Origin of the sequence: Ruegeria halocynthiae, from assembly GCF_900106805.1 — a bacterium.
In the GTDB taxonomy this organism is placed as follows: domain Bacteria; phylum Pseudomonadota; class Alphaproteobacteria; order Rhodobacterales; family Rhodobacteraceae; genus Ruegeria; species Ruegeria halocynthiae.
Genome location: NZ_FNNP01000003.1, coordinates 13201 through 30580 on the forward strand (window position 1 = coordinate 13201; position 17380 = coordinate 30580).

At 55.9% G+C, this 17380-nt stretch carries 18 protein-coding genes and 2 tRNA genes; 9 read left to right on the plus strand and 11 right to left on the minus strand.

The window, feature by feature from the left end; all coding sequences use genetic code 11:
• Positions 1–124 precede the first annotated feature (124 nt).
• The 3 genes from BLU89_RS10675 (at position 125) to BLU89_RS10685 (ending at position 2521) form a co-directional block, all read left to right on the plus strand.
• Entirely contained in the window at positions 125–1378 is a 1254-nt protein-coding gene (locus BLU89_RS10675; RefSeq protein ID WP_074736831.1) for an aminotransferase class V-fold PLP-dependent enzyme, read from the plus strand.
• A gap of 85 nt (positions 1379–1463) precedes the next feature.
• Positions 1464–1539: transfer RNA gene (locus tag BLU89_RS10680), tRNA-Val, on the plus strand.
• 226 nt (positions 1540–1765) lie between these two features.
• Positions 1766–2521 carry a hypothetical protein gene (locus BLU89_RS10685; RefSeq protein WP_074736832.1) on the plus strand — a complete coding sequence of 252 codons (756 nt, stop codon included), beginning with the start codon at positions 1766–1768 and terminating at the stop codon, positions 2519–2521.
• Between the two features lie 99 nt (positions 2522–2620).
• On the opposite strand, the gene BLU89_RS10690 is transcribed toward BLU89_RS10685, so the two are convergent.
• On the minus strand, positions 2621–2956 hold the full coding sequence (locus BLU89_RS10690; RefSeq protein WP_143030562.1) for a hypothetical protein: 336 nt from the start codon (positions 2954–2956) through the stop codon (positions 2621–2623).
• A 794-nt stretch (positions 2957–3750) separates the two neighbouring features.
• Positions 3751–5628 (minus strand): adenylate/guanylate cyclase domain-containing protein, encoded by a 1878-nt coding sequence (locus BLU89_RS10695; protein WP_074736834.1) that lies wholly within the window; start codon positions 5626–5628, stop codon positions 3751–3753.
• 262 nt (positions 5629–5890) lie between these two features.
• On the opposite strand from BLU89_RS10695, the gene BLU89_RS10700 reads away from it, so the two are divergent.
• Positions 5891–5968: transfer RNA gene (locus tag BLU89_RS10700), tRNA-Arg, on the plus strand.
• Positions 5969–6049: 81 nt separating this feature from the next.
• Here BLU89_RS10700 and BLU89_RS10705 read toward each other — a convergent pair.
• Positions 6050–6517 (minus strand): GNAT family N-acetyltransferase, encoded by a 468-nt coding sequence (locus BLU89_RS10705; RefSeq protein ID WP_074736835.1) that lies wholly within the window; start codon positions 6515–6517, stop codon positions 6050–6052.
• Positions 6518–6829 (minus strand): ETC complex I subunit, encoded by a 312-nt coding sequence (locus BLU89_RS10710; RefSeq protein ID WP_074736836.1) that lies wholly within the window; start codon positions 6827–6829, stop codon positions 6518–6520. It abuts the gene before it with no gap.
• A gap of 156 nt (positions 6830–6985) precedes the next feature.
• On the opposite strand from BLU89_RS10710, the gene BLU89_RS10715 reads away from it, so the two are divergent.
• The 3 genes from BLU89_RS10715 (at position 6986) to BLU89_RS10725 (ending at position 10337) form a co-directional block, all read left to right on the plus strand.
• A complete protein-coding gene (locus tag BLU89_RS10715) occupies positions 6986–7456 on the plus strand; it encodes an SRPBCC family protein (RefSeq protein ID WP_074736837.1) in 471 nt (156 codons plus the stop codon).
• Between the two features lie 77 nt (positions 7457–7533).
• Positions 7534–9720, plus strand: a complete 2187-nt coding sequence (gene uvrB / locus BLU89_RS10720; RefSeq protein ID WP_074736838.1) for an excinuclease ABC subunit UvrB — start codon at positions 7534–7536, stop codon at positions 9718–9720.
• Positions 9717–10337 (plus strand): hypothetical protein, encoded by a 621-nt coding sequence (locus BLU89_RS10725; protein WP_074736839.1) that lies wholly within the window; start codon positions 9717–9719, stop codon positions 10335–10337. Before uvrB ends, BLU89_RS10725 begins: the two co-directional genes overlap by 4 nt.
• Before the next feature lie 125 nt (positions 10338–10462).
• Here the strand turns inward: BLU89_RS10725 and BLU89_RS10730 are convergent, their stop codons facing one another.
• A complete protein-coding gene (locus tag BLU89_RS10730; RefSeq protein ID WP_074736840.1) occupies positions 10463–10753 on the minus strand; it encodes an antibiotic biosynthesis monooxygenase family protein in 291 nt (96 codons plus the stop codon).
• A gap of 223 nt (positions 10754–10976) precedes the next feature.
• Between BLU89_RS10730 and BLU89_RS10735 the strand changes: the two genes are divergently transcribed.
• Positions 10977–11684: an ORF6N domain-containing protein gene (locus BLU89_RS10735; protein WP_074736841.1), complete on the plus strand. Its 708-nt coding sequence runs from the start codon at positions 10977–10979 to the stop codon at positions 11682–11684.
• Here the strand turns inward: BLU89_RS10735 and BLU89_RS10740 are convergent.
• The 4 genes from BLU89_RS10740 to BLU89_RS10760 form a co-directional block, all read right to left on the minus strand.
• Positions 11681–12034 carry an MmcQ/YjbR family DNA-binding protein gene (locus BLU89_RS10740; protein WP_074736842.1) on the minus strand — a complete coding sequence of 118 codons (354 nt, stop codon included), beginning with the start codon at positions 12032–12034 and terminating at the stop codon, positions 11681–11683. The genes BLU89_RS10735 and BLU89_RS10740 overlap by 4 nt on opposite strands.
• Before the next feature lie 309 nt (positions 12035–12343).
• On the minus strand, positions 12344–12754 hold the full coding sequence (locus BLU89_RS10750) for an excalibur calcium-binding domain-containing protein (RefSeq protein WP_245709743.1): 411 nt from the start codon (positions 12752–12754) through the stop codon (positions 12344–12346).
• Positions 12755–12856: 102 nt separating this feature from the next.
• Entirely contained in the window at positions 12857–13264 is a 408-nt protein-coding gene (locus BLU89_RS10755) for a universal stress protein (protein WP_074736844.1), read from the minus strand.
• A gap of 65 nt (positions 13265–13329) precedes the next feature.
• Complete coding sequence (locus BLU89_RS10760; RefSeq protein WP_074736845.1) at positions 13330–13656, minus strand: antibiotic biosynthesis monooxygenase family protein; 327 nt, start codon at positions 13654–13656, stop codon at positions 13330–13332.
• A gap of 153 nt (positions 13657–13809) precedes the next feature.
• Here BLU89_RS10760 and BLU89_RS10765 point away from each other — a divergent pair, with 153 nt between their 5' ends.
• The gene (locus BLU89_RS10765; protein WP_074737112.1) at positions 13810–14472 is read left to right on the plus strand and encodes a hypothetical protein; all 663 of its coding nucleotides are present in this window, start codon (positions 13810–13812) and stop codon (positions 14470–14472) included.
• A gap of 41 nt (positions 14473–14513) precedes the next feature.
• Here the strand turns inward: BLU89_RS10765 and BLU89_RS10770 are convergent, their stop codons facing one another.
• Together BLU89_RS10770 and BLU89_RS10775 are read right to left on the minus strand one after the other, a co-directional pair.
• Positions 14514–16799, minus strand: a complete 2286-nt coding sequence (locus BLU89_RS10770; protein ID WP_074736846.1) for a glycosyl hydrolase family 28-related protein — start codon at positions 16797–16799, stop codon at positions 14514–14516.
• Between the two features lie 133 nt (positions 16800–16932).
• Positions 16933–17334, minus strand: coding sequence for a DUF4864 domain-containing protein (locus BLU89_RS10775; RefSeq protein ID WP_074736847.1), 402 nt, complete (start codon positions 17332–17334; stop codon positions 16933–16935).
• Positions 17335–17380: the final 46 nt, after the last annotated feature.

Below are 17380 nucleotides of genomic sequence, written 5' to 3' on the forward strand. Positions count from 1 at the left end.
AAGACCCTTTGCCCATACGATCGAAACTGCGATCCGGAGCGGACATGCAAATCCGTCGTAATTGGGATTGATTCCTGCCTGCATTCAGGCTGTTGTGAGCCAAAATAAGACAGGACCCGCCAAAATGCTGCACCAGACCCCCGGCCTGATTGACGAAATTCGCGCGCGCTTTGCCCATGTCGACGCCTGCCCATTTCAGGGCCCACGCATCTTCTTCGAAAACGCCGGCGGTGCGCTGACGCTGAATTCGGTGGTTGAGACCTCTGCGAAATTCGCAGCCATCCCGGACAATCAGGGGCGGGATAACATTGCCAGCCATGCTCTGGTCGATATCATCACCAAGGCCAAAGCTGATTTGTCAGTCTTCATGAACGCCTCGGGGGGACAGTTCTTTGTCGGCGAAAGCGGGACCGAGCTGCTGTTCCGCATGATCCGCACCGCATGCGTCAACGCACCTGAGGGTAGAAAGGTAATCGGCAGTTCTATCGAACACCCCGCCAGCCGCAGCGCCGCGCGCCGCTGGGCCGGGATTGCCGGTCTGGACTATGTCAACGTTCCCCATGACGACGCCACCGGCCTTGTCACCGCCGAAGATTATGCCGCACTCATGACGCCGGATGTTGCCGTCACCACGATCCTGCACGCCTCACCCGTGACCGGCATGGGAATGGACGTGGCCGCCATCGCTCGGGCCATTCGCGCGGTCGCGCCCGATTGCTACATCATTGTCGACGGTATCCAGCACGCGGCCCACGGTCAGATGGATATCGACAGCTACGGTGTCGATGGCTATGCGATTTCCCCCTACAAAGTGTTTTCGCGCCACGGCTACGGCATCGCCTGGATCTCGGACCGCCTGACCGCCCTGCCGCATGACCAACTGATCGACGCTCCGGCCACCGGTTGGGAGTTCGGTACCCGCGACACCGGCGCATACGCCACCATGTCCGACGTGATTGGTTATTTCGATTGGCTGGGCGGTCAGGTCTCGGACAATGCCGACCGAGGCGATCGCATTCGCGCCGCGGGTCGTGCGATCCACGCCTATGAGACCCACCTGACCAACGCCATGATCAACGGCACAGGCAATCTGCCGGGCCTGCGCGATATGAACCACATCACCATTCTGGCCGGAGCAGACAACCCCGCGCGCGAAGGGCTGGTTTCGATCACTGTAGGCGGCATCCCATCGGCAGACGTGGTGACCCGGTTGAATCAACAGGGCATCCGTACACATACCCGCAAGGCCGACCACTACAGTGGCAATGTGCTGACGCCGCTGGGCTTAAACGACTGTATCCGCATTTCGCTATGCCACTACAACACCGAGCATGAAGTCGCCCAGCTTCTGGCCGCACTTAAAGACATGAAACCCTGATCAGCCATCCGGCGCAATTTTTGCGAAAGAAATTGTGCCGTACCCTCTTGCACCTGCGCACGGGCTTGGCTACATGAGCCCTCACGGGTGATTAGCTCAGTTGGTAGAGCGCTTCGTTTACACCGAAGATGTCGGGAGTTCGAGTCTCTCATCACCCACCATCCCATCTCCAGTAATGTATCAAACGCTTGCGCAGAAAACGTCCATTCGTGTGCCGTGGGCGCAAACCGGTCCGTTGCGCCAAATCAGAATTGATGCTTCCAATACCGAAAATACTTCCTACGGGCAGCATGTCGTTTGAACGGACACATTTTTTTCCAATTGCCGCCACAGCCTTTGCTATCTCAGCTGAGAAACAAGCGAAAACAAATGGTATTTGAGGCCTAGATGCGAGTCGTACTTTTTCTGTTGCTTGGTGTGTCCATGCTTGCTGCCGGTCTTGTTGTCGCAAGTATTTTCGTCCCATCAACCACAACGATTTCAGAAGAAACAAGAACTAATGTGACGGGCTCTGACCAACGTCTGGAGAATACGGCGGCAGACTCATCGCCCCGTGATCCAACACCTCAAACGGTTCCAGCAAGTTATGTCCCGCAAAACCCGGGACGTTCTCGCGTTCAACTGTATTACGTCGTGCATGTCGCGGACCTTCTTTCCACAGAAGAATGGGCGAACGGACCTCCCGATATGCCGATGGAGGAATACGCTGACCTTCACATGCGAGATCATGTGGAGGGCACAGAATGCGCACTAATGAAAAAAGAACTCGCTGCGACATGTCAGCTTGATTACTTCTTTATGTCGCCACTAGGTGAGGGTCGATTTTATGTCAAAGCGGACTTCAAGTTCGACCCGAAGATAGATCCGGAACTTGCAGCATACAAAGCCTCGCCAAACAAAGGGAACAAAACCTACCCAACCTATGAAAAACTCTATATTGAAGGTACTCCGGCAGAGTTGCTCAAGATGCGAAAGCATACTTACGCCTACGGCCCGAAACAATGCAATGTGATTAAAGCACAAAGAGCTGTCTGCCATGTCCGCGAAGTGGTGATGCGCTTCGAACCTGACGCAAGCGGTCGTGGAATAAACACGCACACACATGTGGACCTTCGGTGGGGCTATGACGAAGATGATGAGTGAGACCTTCCTGGCTAAGACACGGGTAGCCGCTGCCTCGCGGTAGAGGCGCACCAGAATCATCGTTCCGGCCACGCCTACCGCCGAACCTGACGGAACCTGCTATTGCCCTGTGGTCTCTATGCAGGTCCCTTTGCCCCAGCCGGATTTGCTGCCTGAGGCAGAATAGTCATATGTGCCCTTCTCAGGATGCACATTGTAATGCAGCGTATAATCATCGCCGATATACAGATAGGTCAGCGTGTCCAAGCCGGGATACACATCCACGTCTTTGTTGATTTCTCCTATCGTGATATGACCCTTTTGCTGACCGTCGTATTTCACGAGCCGCGCGGCCATTTCCGGATGTTCCGCATCGGGTGCATCGCATTCAAATACCCGCTCCTCGGCGAATGCGACCGTTGGCAAAAGAGCAAGAAGAAGAGCTGTTTTTCTCATTGTAGTCCAATCTGTATTCGATCTGTCGTACGGCGGCGGCTAGTGGCCATTCAGGGCGGAATTTTGTCCAAACTCAGGTCGTTATGCGTTCTTGGCATGTAGCTGCTGGCGGCCCTCTTCGCCCCGAAAGAGCACTCGATTATTTGTTGGAAATCCTGTGTCTAGGTCAGTGGAGATTTGCGACAACCGCGCGCGGATAGGTCTGCCCGCCAGTGTTTAAACCCACAGACCCAACCTGACGATCGAGATCCATTTCCAACCAGTGCTGCGCACGCGGTGAATGGCGCGTTGGGCCTGCTGGGCATAGGGCAGAAATCCGAGTGATTTTATTAACGAATAATATCCGATAAATTCTATCAACTATATGTTTTTATTGTGTTATTATTGACATCAAACTTGCAGTTCTTATATGAGGTTTGTAACGGATTCAAACGAACCCAGCTACAGCAAGCCATCGTAAGCTACAGCACGCAAAAGCCAGCATCGCGCCAGCAACAGCAAGCCCAAGCCAACGAAAGCCAGCCTTAGCCAGCGACCAGTTAGCCCACAGCAAACCATCGCGCGCCAGAGCCAGGCCCCAGCAGAATCCGTTTGGTTTCCCGCTTTTTTGCGATACGCCCGGATCTGGTCGGGTTCACTCCAACGCCAGAGGTAATCCGGCAGCCCAATCTGCTGGTCGGGTCAATCAAGACTTTGGACGCGGGCGGTCTGCCCGTTTTCAACAGGACGAAACTCGCAACATCACCAATTTCGGTTTCAAGCAGCGTCTATCGCGAATTATACAATACGAACGATCAGTTCTTGCTGTCCGGCACTCCAAGTGCTCGCAAATCACCCACCCACCGAGAGAGGTATTCTTTGTTCTCGAAAGGCGCTTTTTGCGCCTCCTGGATTGAGAAATCGGGATTGGCCTTCAGAAAATCATTCATGACGGCCTGTGCATCGCTGCGCAGCCCATTGCGCAACAGAACCGGCGCGTAGGTGCGTTTCAAGCCATCAGGTATCTTGGTCATTTTCTCGATCGACACCTTTGCTGCTTCATACTCTTCAGCAAAATACTGTGCCCACCCCAAGTTCCATAAATACCAATCCTGATGATGGGGATTGAGACGGACCGCCAGCTTCATCCGCTCGACCGCTTCCGGCGCATTACCACCATAAACCAGCGGATCGATTGAATCTGCCAGCACCGATGCAGAATTCGGGTTCAGAGAAATCGCTTTGTCATATAGTGCCGCGGCCCGCTCCAGGTTGCCGCTTTGTGTTGTCGCATTGGCCAAGACCCAGTGACCTTTGAAATTGAAGGGCTCCAATTCAATGGCTTTCCGCGCCATTATGAAAGCGCGCTCCAATGATTCCTCGCGCGTCAGGGAATTTGTCCATCCCCAGCGGTATCCGTTTATCTGTGCCCATGCGTTTTCCACATATGCGCCGGCATAGTTCGGATCGAGCGCAATGGCCTTCGCGCTGAGTTCCTCGGCCCGGATATTGCCTTCCTTGGTAAAGTTAAACCACTCCTCTTGCGCGCGCTTGCGCAACTCATAGGCGCCCAGGCTTTCAGTCGGCTGATGCTTCAGGCGGCCATACTCGGCCAGGTCAATATTTGTCGATAGAAGCGATGCGACCGTCCGCGTGATCTCGTCCTGTACCGCGAAAATATCCTGCAGCTCCCTGTCGTAGCTGTCAGCCCAGATGTTCTGGCCTGTCGTTGCGTCGATAAGCTGGGACGTGACGCGCAAACGCTCACCAACGATTTGAACGCCCCCCTCAACAATATACCGTACACCAAGCTCCTGTGCGATCTGCCGTGCATCTGCCGGGGAGTCTTTGTACGAGAAACTCGAATTTCGGGCGACGACGAAAAAATCTGCAAACCGAGACAAAGCTGTCAGGATACTCTCGCTCAGACCGTCGCTCAGGTAATCCTGGTTCGGATCGTTATTAAGATTGTCAAACGCCATGACGGCGATGGAGGGTTTGCCGGACACGAGCCCGGCCTGTTCATCTGCGTCATGAGATGGCGCTATGGACCACAGTTGCCACCAAGCGGCGAGCCCCAGAGCCATCGCAGCCGCGATGCCGGCTGCGATGAACAATCGATTTTTTGTTGGCATGTCCTCATGACGCGCGATGGCTGAGACAATTGCCATGGCTTTGTCGTCCATGGGTATGCTGAACACATGAATGGGGTCGGATATGTTTTTGACCTCAAACATGCCCATATCTTCAAGATTGAGATCAAGCTTTGTCTTCACCTGCTCAACGACGCTTGCCGACATGTAGATGCCGTCGGGTTCAGCCAAGCTTTCGATGCGTGCAGCTACATTGACGCCATCGCCGTGAATATCGTCCTGATCCATGACGATATCACCGACATTGAGACCGATCCGATACCGCACCTGCGCGTCCTGAGGTATGTCGGCATTGTCTGCACTGACATAGTGCTGCAAGTTCACGGCACATCGCACAGCCTCGACTGCGCTTGAAAAGTCTATAAGCAGACCATCTCCCATTAACTTGACGATGCGCCCGTTATGTGCGGCGACAATAGGTTCAAAAAATCGTTCGCGATGGCTTTTGAGCGCAGCGAGTACACCCGTCTCGTCATTTCTAATAAGACGGCTGTAGCCAACTACATCTGCGGCAAGTATTGCGGTGAGACGTCTTTCCAATCACCCACCTCCCGGATTTGGCACCACGCTAAACGGAATTACGCGTCGGAACCAGCCGCATTGACCCGGCCTGTAAATCCCATGGTACGCGCTTGAAAATATTCTTGAATACTTGCCCACCGCCTATTGTCTTATTCAGACGACACAAACGGCACAGAGGCATTCATCAATGCTTGATCGCGCGTGATTTGTTTGTGCCTATCGCGTCTCCCTACCAAGTTGACAAGGTGGGGCATTTGGCTGATACAGCCGAAAGAAGACCGGGCCGTTAGCTCAGCTGGATTAGAGCAGGGAACTTCTAATTCTCAGGTCGGGGGTTCGAGTCCTCCACGGCTCGCCACTACTATTTCAATACACATCAGTGACATTCTGGGCGCTTGGTCTGAGAAATCTCAGGGCTTTTGGGGTTCACTTATGCACTTCAGCGAAGTTCCAAACGCATAAAGGCGCTGTTTGGGTCGGCATCGTAGCCGTAGATCGGGCCGCAATAGAAATATCCCAGCGCTTCGTAGAGCTTGCGTGCAGCGACATATTCCGGAAGATGCGTGGCGCCGGTTTCCAGCACCAGTGCTGCAACGCCCTCGGCCCGGGCCAGTTCGGCCAGATGGTTCATGATCACCCGCGCCAAACCGCGACCGCGCGCCGCAGTCAGGATATGAACCGATTTGACCTCGGCCGTACCATCAGGCAAGGATTTGAGCGCACCACACCCAAGTGGTTCATCCGCCTCATAAAGCGCCCAGAAACGAATTCCGGGCCCGGCCAGCCCTTGGGCATCCATCGTGTGGTTGCTTTCGGGTGGCCCTGCAGTTTCGCTATGGGCGAAATGCGCATCGACGAGCGGGCGCAATGCGTACGATGTCGGATCGACTTCGCGGATTTCGATCATTCAATGCGTCCAGGGAGCACGCCGGTCGGTGGCGAAGTTCTCGCCATAACCCCGTGTGCGCAAATTCGGCTTGCGCTTGTGCGGCTCAATCACCTGTGCGTCGATGCCGTTGTCCTTGGCATAGTCCAGCGCCTCTTCTTTGGTGTCGAACTTTAGCCGCACCTGAGTCTGAGTGTCTTTAGATGAGGTCCAGCCCATCAACGGATCAACCTCGCGCGCCGAGACGGGGGCGTATTCCAGAACCCATTTGCGGGTTTTGGCCATCCCCGAGGTCATCGCGTTTCGCGAAGGCTGGTAAATCCGTGCGCGCATGTCGCCTCTCCGTACTCACTTGGCTAGGCCTGTTTATGCGTCAGAGCGCGGCCCGGGACAAGATAACAATTGTCGCGGATGATATCGGCACACTGATGACAGAAATTGTCATTAGTCTAAGTTATTCAAGCGCAGTCATTTCGAAAGGGCTGCAAGATGCTCCACCAGGAACGCCATCTCGAACTCGAAGCCCGCCCCGAGGATATCTGGGCGATACTCAGCCGCTTTATGCATATCGATGACTTCGCTCCGCAGGTGGTATCTGTTGATGCACTTACGGTGGGCACGGATGGGATCGGGTCAAAACGGCGCTGCCATTTTGCCAACGGCACCTCGCTGGTCGAAGAGGTGACGGACTGGCAGGTGAATCGGGGCTATACCGTGCGGCTGTCGCATATGGCGATGCCTTTGCACGAAGCGCAGGCCGCAATCGCGATCACTCCGTTGTCCACCTCACGCAGCCGGGTCACCTGGAGCATGGATTTTGGTATGAAATACGGGCCCATTGGCTGGTTGATGGGGCAGACCCTGCTGAAAGTGATGATAGGCCGGGTGCTGGCCGACAACCTATCGGCACTGGCAGCCAAAGTGCGACCTGACCCTGATGCGCAGACTCAGACCGCGTAATGGGAATTGAATCAGGATCAGCCCTTGCAGATGGACAAAATAAGAACAAATGTAGGGGCCAGACCCGGAGCCTGCTTATGCCCTACGCCCATTCCGACAAGAGCCAACTGACCGCCGATGACGTCCGCGCGCGCCTGAAACTTGAAGGCGGCAAACAATTTGTGATGCATACCGAGTTCGAGCCTGCAGGCGACCAGCCGACCGCGATCAAGGAACTGACCAGCGGCGTTCGGGAGGGTGAGCGCGAACAGGTACTGCTGGGTGCGACCGGTACGGGTAAGACCTTCACCATGGCGAAGGTGATTGAAGAGACTCAGCGCCCGGCGATCATCCTAGCACCAAACAAGACGCTTGCGGCCCAGCTATATGGTGAATTCAAAGGGTTCTTTCCAGACAACTCGGTCGAGTACTTCGTTTCTTTCTATGACTATTACCAGCCCGAAGCCTATGTTGCGCGATCCGACACCTACATAGAAAAAGAATCTCAGATCAACGAACAGATCGACCGGATGCGCCACTCGGCCACGCGGGCGCTGCTGGAACGCGATGATGTGATCATCGTCGCCTCGGTCTCGTGCATCTACGGTATCGGGTCGGTGGAAACCTATGGGGCGATGACGCAGGACCTGAAGGTTGGCAACGAATACGACCAGCAGCAGGTGATGGCTGATCTGGTGGCTCAGCAGTACCGGCGCAACGACCAGGCGTTTCAACGCGGCTCGTTCCGGGTGCGCGGTGATAGTTTGGAAATCTGGCCCGCCCACCTTGAGGACCGCGCCTGGAAATTCTCGTTCTTCGGCGAAGAATTGGAAACCATCACTGAATTCGACCCGCTGACCGGCGAACGCGCCGCGAATATGGAGCAGGTGCGGGTCTATGCGAATTCGCACTACGTGACGCCGAAACCGACAATGAACCAAGCGATCATCGGCATCAAGAAAGAGCTGCGCATCCGGCTGGATCAACTGGTCGGCGAAGGCAAGCTGCTGGAAGCCCAACGTCTGGAACAACGCACCAATTTCGATTTGGAAATGCTTGAGGCCACCGGCGTCTGCAACGGGATCGAAAATTACTCGCGCTATCTGACAGGCCGCGCGCCCGGTGAGCCGCCCCCGACCCTGTTCGAATTCATCCCCGATAATGCCATCGTTTTCGCCGACGAATCCCACGTCAGCGTGCCGCAGATCGGTGGCATGTACCGGGGCGACTATCGGCGCAAATTTACGCTGGCCGAACACGGGTTCCGCCTGCCGTCCTGCATGGACAACCGACCCCTCAAGTTCGAGGAATGGGATGCCATGCGCCCGCAATCCGTCTTTGTTTCGGCCACCCCGGCAAAGTGGGAGATCGAACAGACAGGCGGCGTTTTCACCGAACAGGTGATCCGCCCCACCGGGCTTTTGGATCCCGAGGTCGAAATCCGCCCCGTCAGCATGCAGGTCGACGACCTGCTGGACGAGGTGCGCAAGGTCGCCGCTGATGGCTACCGTACGCTGGTCACCACGCTGACCAAACGCATGGCCGAGGACCTGACCGAATACTTGCACGAACAGGGCATCAAGGTTCGCTATATGCATTCCGACATCGACACGCTGGAGCGTATCGAAATTCTGCGCGACCTGCGTCTGGGGGCCTTCGACGTGCTGATCGGCATCAACCTGCTGCGCGAAGGGCTCGACATTCCCGAATGCGGTCTGGTCGCCATTCTGGACGCCGACAAAGAAGGGTTCTTGCGATCTGAGACCTCGCTGGTCCAGACCATCGGCCGCGCCGCGCGCAACGCCGACGGGCGGGTCATCATGTATGCCGACAAGATCACCGGCAGTATGGAGCGCGCCTTGGGCGAAACCGACCGCCGCCGCGCCAAGCAGATCGCCTATAACGAAGAACACGGCATCACTCCCGCAACCGTACAAAAGAACGTCGAGGACGTTCTGGCCGGTCTCTACAAGGGCGACGTCGACATGAACCGCGTCACCGCCACCATCGACAAGCCGATGCACGGCGCCAATCTCGAGGCGCATTTGGACGGGCTGCGCGACAAGATGCGCAAAGCCGCCGAGAATCTGGAATTCGAAGAGGCAGCTAATGTTCGCGATGAGATCAAGCGTCTGGAAGCGGTCGATCTGGCCATCGCCGACGACCCCTTGGCGCGCCAGTGGGCGGTCGAGAAAGCCTCGGAAGACGCGGTGAAATCGCGCGGGCGGTCAACGGCTGGCAAGCCGGGGCAGCGGGGTAGGAATGTGAAAAGGCGGAAGCGGTGAAGACAAAGAGTGTAGCGCAAAAACTATGGAACAAGACCCTTAGACCAACACTTTATGTCACGACACAGCTTCTATTTTTCGGAGGTTACTCCGCCTACTTTTTGAGGGCCAACGAGCCTGAAAAATTTGCCAAGTTTGGTGCCGTGATTATTGCATGGGCTGTTCTGAATATAGCATTTCAAAGAAATCGCTATTCAACTGCGTTGGAAAGTTGGGAACGGTCCTGGGCCGAATGGCAGTATAATCATACGGCCAAAGCAATGGAGTTTAGAGATAGAGCCATTACCAACACTTTTAACGTCCATGCATCACAGATTGCCCAGATCAACCATAAAATGGGCTACGAGAACCCATTCGTAGAAAACACACCGGAAGCAATTAGAGAGTTTGCTGAAAGCGTTCAAATTGACCAAGAAACGGCTGATAGCTTTCGTCAGGAACAAGAAAATTTCAATGAACAATTTCTTGAATTCCAAAACCGCTATAAGTATTCGACACGGTTTCAGGGAGACTGGAGCAGTCTAATGTGGCGCTTGGAGCTTTTGCTAGTCGCCGTTGGAACAATTCAAACAGCGTACGGTGCCGACTTCGTAATTTGGTTTCATAACACGTTTTAGCAGGTATAGGTAAGCGTAGGATGGGTTTCCAACCCATCGCTCCGTTGGCCACCTAAACGCATGATGGGGTAAAACCCCATCCTACACCGCGTCAATAAAAGGGCGGGAAAATCCCGCCCCGTGGCTTACCCCTTATCCCAATGTGCAACCACGTCGTATCCAACCGGCGTCGGCGGGCTTTCCATGAACTCGGCGAAATGACCCCACAGCTCGGCCACTTTGGGCGCGTTCGCGTTCGAGGTTGCTTCGCTTTCGACCACCGAGATCACATAGCCCGAGCCGTCCTCATTCATCACGTTGGTAAAGCTGTGTATGCCGGGCATGCCCATGATTTCGGGTTTCAATGCGTTCATTTTCGCCGTCGCCGCCTCACGCGAACCGGGCTTCATCTTGAATTGGGTAATTCGTGCAAACATCACTTTCCTCCCTCGTCTGGCAAAATTGCCAAAGGCGAAACCGGAACGGCCTCGCCGCGCGCAAGCTAGCACGGCGGCCTTAAATCTCGCATTGATACTTGAAAATTCAGGGTATTTTCAACCTGACGCCTCACCCACGCTCGGCATCTGACACTTCAAGGTTGCAGCCCAGCGCGCACTGCTTCACGTTTGAAATCACAGATTGTGATTCCAAACGGCTGCCATGACGAACCCGAAGAACTTGCCCAGCACCCAAGAAGTACAAAGTGCCATCCACAGGATACGCGGCACCCGCGTCGTGCTGGCCGAGGATCTGGCGCAGTTCTATGGGAAATCCGTCAGCGCCTTCAATCAGGCGGTGTCGCGCAACACCGACCTGTTCGAAGGCTACCGCTTTCAACTGACCGATGCCGAGGTCACCGATTTGCAATCACAGAATGTGATCTCAAAACCCAAGGGTCGCGGTGGGCGGCGGATCAATCCGTGGGTCTATACGGATTACGGCGTGGCCATCGCCTCGACCCTGTTCAAGGACCCGCGCGCAATCAAGATTACAAGGATGATCACCGAAGCCTTCGTCGACGGAGCGAATGCTCTGGCAGAGACCCCGCGCAGCGTGCCTGAAATCCTGCCGCCCAAAGACGTCCCTGCTCCGCTGCTGCCCAATGGTGATCAGCTGCGCGATCTGGCCGAAAACATCCTCGATTCCGGGCAGCAGAGTCTGATCGACTACATTGCCAGCCCCACCACCAAGCGCCAGCAGGCAGTGGCGGTGATCATGAGAACTCTGGCGGAAACCGCCGGGCAAGAGGTTCGCACGCAACAGGAACGCCTGCGCCTGTGCATCGCAGAACGTCTGGCCACAGGGGATTACGCCGATGATGATGACCGTAAACAGCTTCTTGAATTGCTGCACGCGATGAAGGGTTAGACGCCCAATTCGGCCCGTTTCTTCTTGGTCAGTTTGGCCACAACCATCTCATAAGACGTCACGATATGCTCGCACAACGAGGCGTCGGACATGCCGCGTTCCCCATATACCTGCAACCATTTCATCCCGCGTGAGGCCAGATAGGGCGCTGGGCGGATACCGGGTTCGTTACCTAAAACCTCAAAGGCCAGATCGGTGGCCTTGAAAGTGAATGCGGCCTTCCCATCGTTCCAGCCACAGATAGCAAACACTTTGCCACCCACTTTCCAGACATCCGCATTGCCCCATTGCACCACATGGGTGGTGGCTTTGAGGCCGTCACAAATGGTATTGAATTCGTCACGTGTCATGTCCTGAACAGTGACGCTCGCGGTGGAGGATCGCAATGATCTTCTTTATCCGCCATTAATCTTAACGCCCCAAACAGGTCGCCATGCACAACAGTTACATCTCTCTTTACCCCGAAGTCTGGCTCAGCGACCTTTTCGCCACAAAGGCCGTCCAACAAGGCTGCATGATGCGGCGCAAAGCGCGGGCCATATTGTCATCATCTGCAATCGCGCCCCGCTGCGTAGGCTGACCTGTGCCACGCATCGCTATCTTGAATAGAAAGCGGCCCCAGATCTTTGCAAGATTTCGATCCCCCGGGTCGACACGATTCACGGCTTTAGAAATTTAGCCGTCCCAACCGTTCGCTCTTTGGGTGCTTCGACTGACTGGGGTGCGCTTCGAGCACCCCCTGGCATCGCTACGTTGCGTGGCTTTTGCAGACCGGGTGAGCCACAGGCAACACCATCACCGTCCGGGTCGTTGCGCTTGTGATAGCCGGGTCGTCCTTCAAAAAACGGACCCTGGACAATCCGTTGCACCGTATCGCACCCGGCCAGCGCCACCAGATGGATCACAGCCTCATGGCGCTCGAAATCGGAAATACGCAGGTAGACACCGATGGCGATCATCCCTGTTGTCAATGGCAGGGCCAGCACCATCAACAGAATACGCAAAGGCGACAGGGCTTGCCTGCGCAGCGCATCAGCCCGCCGCTGCCGCCTTGTCAGGCGCGGGCTCAAGTCGGTCTCATCCGTCGATTTCCCGGTCCTCATACCAAAGGTAATAAACCCTTTATGTGGCAAAGCCATGGCCACAGACGGGAGGGCGCTGAAAATTTGTGTTCAGCGCACCACATGCACGGCGCATTTGGCATGGCGCACCACATGCGTCGCGGTTGATCCTAACAGCAGGTCCTGCATACCCGGGCGGTGCGATGCCATGATGATCAGGTCGGGCTTGTTCACTTCTGCCCAATCCAGAATGGTGCGCCCGGAATGACCTTCGATCACCAACCCTTTTGCATTCGGGACACGCACAGCCATAGCATCAAGCTCGGACTGGATGGCCTTGCGCGCTTCTGACAGATACTCGGCCGGCATGTAGGATATCGCATAATCCGGAATATGTTCGACCACATGCAGCAACGTAACCTCTGCCTCAGGCGTGGCCAGCAATTGCGCCAGCTTCAATGAGGCCGAACTATCCCGTTCGGCATCAAAGGAAATGGGAACAAGAATGTTGTGATACATGGCTCGTGCCTCCGTGATTGCGCAACTATCCTGCTCTGCGACCGGGAGCTGTGCATTGACTCAGATCAGGTATCACCGAATGTCTCGGCAACATCGTACATCACCGGCTCAAAGCTTTTGCACAATTCGTTCACCCGGCGATTACGCTCACGCATTTCCGGCGTGCGCAACATTGCCAGAAAGTCCTCGCGCCGCTCCCATTGCGAATAGTTGGCAATTCGGGTCTGGGCATCATTCACATGCAATCCGGCCGAGATGAAACCCGGCTGCTTCGAGATGAAAGCGGCATAGGCATCTGTCAGTGCCTCAAGAAGATCCTGGCAGGTTCCCGGGGTCATCTCGAAGGTGGTGATGACAGTCTGGTAGCTGTTGTTTTTGGAAATCTGCGGCATATGGCTTCTCCTATGTAGCTGCTCCAAGCCTAGCACAGCTTTTGGAAACACCATCAATTTCCTGCACATAGGCGCGGCTTCGGATCAAAAAACTTTCTCAAACATGAACAAGATACTAACCATCCGTTAACCATGTCTGCCGATGCTGCACGTATGGCTCGTCAGGTCCTCATATTTGTATTGGTTTTTACACTCGGCACTCCGGCATGGCCCGGCGCCTGGTTGCGTGAGAAAGACTCAAGCTTCACCGCGATCTCAGTAACCGTGTTCAAAGAAGAAGATGTCTACAAATACAAATCTTCACTTTATGCCGAATGGGGTCTGAGACCAAAACTCACCATCGGGCTGGATGCCGAAGAACATCAGGATCTATATGGCCATGCGCTAATCTTTGCCCGGGTGCCGGTCACTGATTTCGGGTCGGCAGGACGGCTGGCGGCCGAGTTCGGCATTGGCGCGCATCATCGCCAATACAGCACTTGGGCGATGTACAAGGCGACATTATCGTATGGCAAAGGCATTCAAACCGGATTGGGCGCGGGGTGGCTCGCCGTTGATACCGCAATCGAGCATCGCTCGCACGAGGCAACGATCCACAAGCTGGATTTCACGGCAGGCCTGTCTTCGGGTCGGCGGCTGGACCCGCTGCTGCAAATCGAAACCTCATATGTTCCCGATCGCCCCTGGTACTGGAGCGCCCGCCCCTCGGTGATGTATCGCCCCAAGACTGGCAATCTCACCTGGATTCTGGGCGCCGAACGCAATTCGGCTCGTGACGAAATCGGGTTCAAATTTGCCTTGTGGCGCAGCTATTGAAGTCGGGCCGCCCAAATTGGACGACCCGTCCATTGATCCGATCAGGTGTCGACCCGCAGGATGGTTGAGACAGAGCCAAACAAACTTTCGGACCAACGCAAGCGTATGTCGCTCTGGCTTGCGCCTTGTTTCAGCTCAACATAGGGCGCGGCGTAACGCAGGGCCCCCTGCCCTGTCCTGAGACCTCCGAGCGTGACAACCGAGTCACATCCGCGCGTCCTGCCACCAAACGGCAACTGCCCCTGCGAACTGACGGTCCAAGCCGAAGACGGCGAACTTTGCGTATGCTGCACCCGCAGCGGGTTGGCACAGGGTGTATTGATGCCGTGGAACGTGTTGTTCTCGAAGCTGACATTCTTGTGCCGCTCGGGATCGAGATCGGCGAAACTGGTATCGACCCGATCAACCCGGTCAATCCGCACATTGTTGACGCGAAACTTGTTGCCGGTCACAGACAGCCCGTTCAGGAAATGCCCTGTGCCATGGGGGCGGATCACAAGATAGCTGAACCAGGGGGCAACATCACTGGCGTAGAAGATATTGTCAGTAATGCTCAGGGCGCTGAACGAGAAACTCGTAAAGTAATCGGGGTTGGCATCATGCTCGTTTGTCCACTCGATAAAGCAGTTATCGACATAGTTCTCGGCGATGGATGAACTGTTGTAGCCACCAATTATGACCAACCCGGCATTCCGCACCCCGTTGGCCACGTTGTCACCCTGGAAGAAGTGATTGCCCAGCACCAGATTGTTATCGCCGCTCAGCACTGCGAAATGATGGAAACGCGTGGCCCGGTTGTGGCGCAGCTTGACGTCGTTGGCGTTGGCGTTTAGCGCGATAGAGCTGCGATCCGGCACATCCAGGCTTTCCTCGGTCGACAGGAACTGACAACCATCGATCAGCATACCCTGGCATCCCCGCCCGACCGATGTGACGCCGCGATCTTTCGGGCGGCTGACAAAGCAGTCTTTCAGCACAAAGGTGTTCCCGCCCGGAGACAGCCGGATGGCGCTGCACCGGCCGTTACACTGGAATTCGATCCCTTCCATGTTGAACTTCTGCAAAGCGCTGAAGCCACTGAAATCCAACAGGTATTTGAACGCCGTAAAGGTGAAGGTCTGTGTGCCAGCCGCGTCATATGTCGGCGCGCTCAGCGTGATCTCACCCGTGCTTTCGTTTTTCGACCGCACATAGACCTCGCGCCCGACGCCGCTGCCTGTGACCAGCGCACCCACCGGGATATTGGCCACGTTGGCCACGTTGGTCAGCGTATCGGGATCAGACGGGCTGTAGGTCGCGACCGAGGTGAAAGTCTCGGTATCCCAGTTTGAGCTGTTTTTCACGTCAAACTGCCCGTTGCGCACCACACGACGGGTGGCATAGCCGGTGCGGTTCGGCACTGCCGCCGCCATATCAATCGGCTCGGTCACCGCAATCTTGCGCCCGCCCAAATCCAGAGATTCATGGTCCGAGCTGTTCAGCAGCGCCTGAAACGCCTTTTTAAAGGCCAGCATCTCATCGCCAAAGGCGGTGATATAGGTGGGCAGGTCGAAGTTTTTGGTCAATAGCAGCATCTTGTCGACCGGCATCGTGACCGTGCCGTCAAACGAAACCTCGGATGCCATGTTGGTATTCTCTTCCAGTCGGAACACACCCTGCGGCACGTAAACCTTGCGCCCGTTCGCGGCCTGATCCGCCGCCTCAAACGCCGCCGAGTCATCGGTAACGCCGTCCCCAACCGCACCAAAGTCACGCACATCGACCAAACCAATCATGTCGCGCAGGAAGACCGAGGTCACATCGGTGATCTCGATATCATCGACCCGCACTACGGCACCGTTGGTGCCCTCGATATCCAAACCAAAGTGACCGTAAAGCGCCGCATTGCCCCACGCCATATCGACGCCGGGGCGCAGGCCGGTTCCGACGATGGCCGTCACTTCGTGCACCGTGCCATAACCCGTCAGTTGCACCGCCGGGCCCTGTTCGACCAAGCCTTCCACATGCGCATCCCCGGCGCCGCCCGCCCAGCCTGCAATCCGCACTTCGGGCAGCGGCCCACTGATCGCCTTCACCCGTGCCTTGATCTGCAGGTAACAACCGGGCAGCAAAGGCGTCTGCCCCATATAGCGCAGCCGCTGCGGTTCTGCAGTCTTGTAAATCTCCAGACAGCCCGCAAAATCCGCATCCGCCGGCACAAACACACCCGTACCAGACCCCTCATAGGTCGGAGAACCCGGCGTGCCGTCGCCACTGGACCAGACCCCAAGACCACCTGCATATGCGGGCGGCATAAACACGATGCCGTCGGTGATTGCCTTGTTCATGTAAAATCCCTTTCCCAATCGCGCCCCCAGCGCGCCAAAACCCGAAATGCCCGGGCCTTAAGCCCAAGCGCATGGGTTTGAGTATCGAAAAGGGATTAATCGCGGCTCTTACCACCGTGACGGTGGTGTTGCCTCAGGCCGCCGGATCAGAATTGCCCAACACTTGCACGCCATTGATCTTCCAGCCGCCCTCTTGCTGGATCATCTGGTAATCCAGCAGATGCACCCGACCGTCGCCATCGGTGATCATGACTTTCTGCCACAGGGCTCCGGCCACCTCGCGCAGCTCCAGAAACCGCACATCCGCCGGTCGCCAGACCATCGGATAACCATTCCGCACCATCGCCCCGAAATTGTTCGGGTCGCCAAACAAGCGCTGAATGTTGGGGCTGGCAAAGGTGAAAGCGGTGGCAAAATCATCTGCCTTAAACGCCTGTATCTGTGCCGAGATATTCGCCTCAATCTCCGCATTCTGCGCGAAGGCGCCGGATGCCAGTCCGGCACTCAGGGATAGGGCAAGCAATAGTCGACGCATGGGGCAACCTCCTAAGCGAAGGGTAGCCCCACACGGGTTCAGGTCA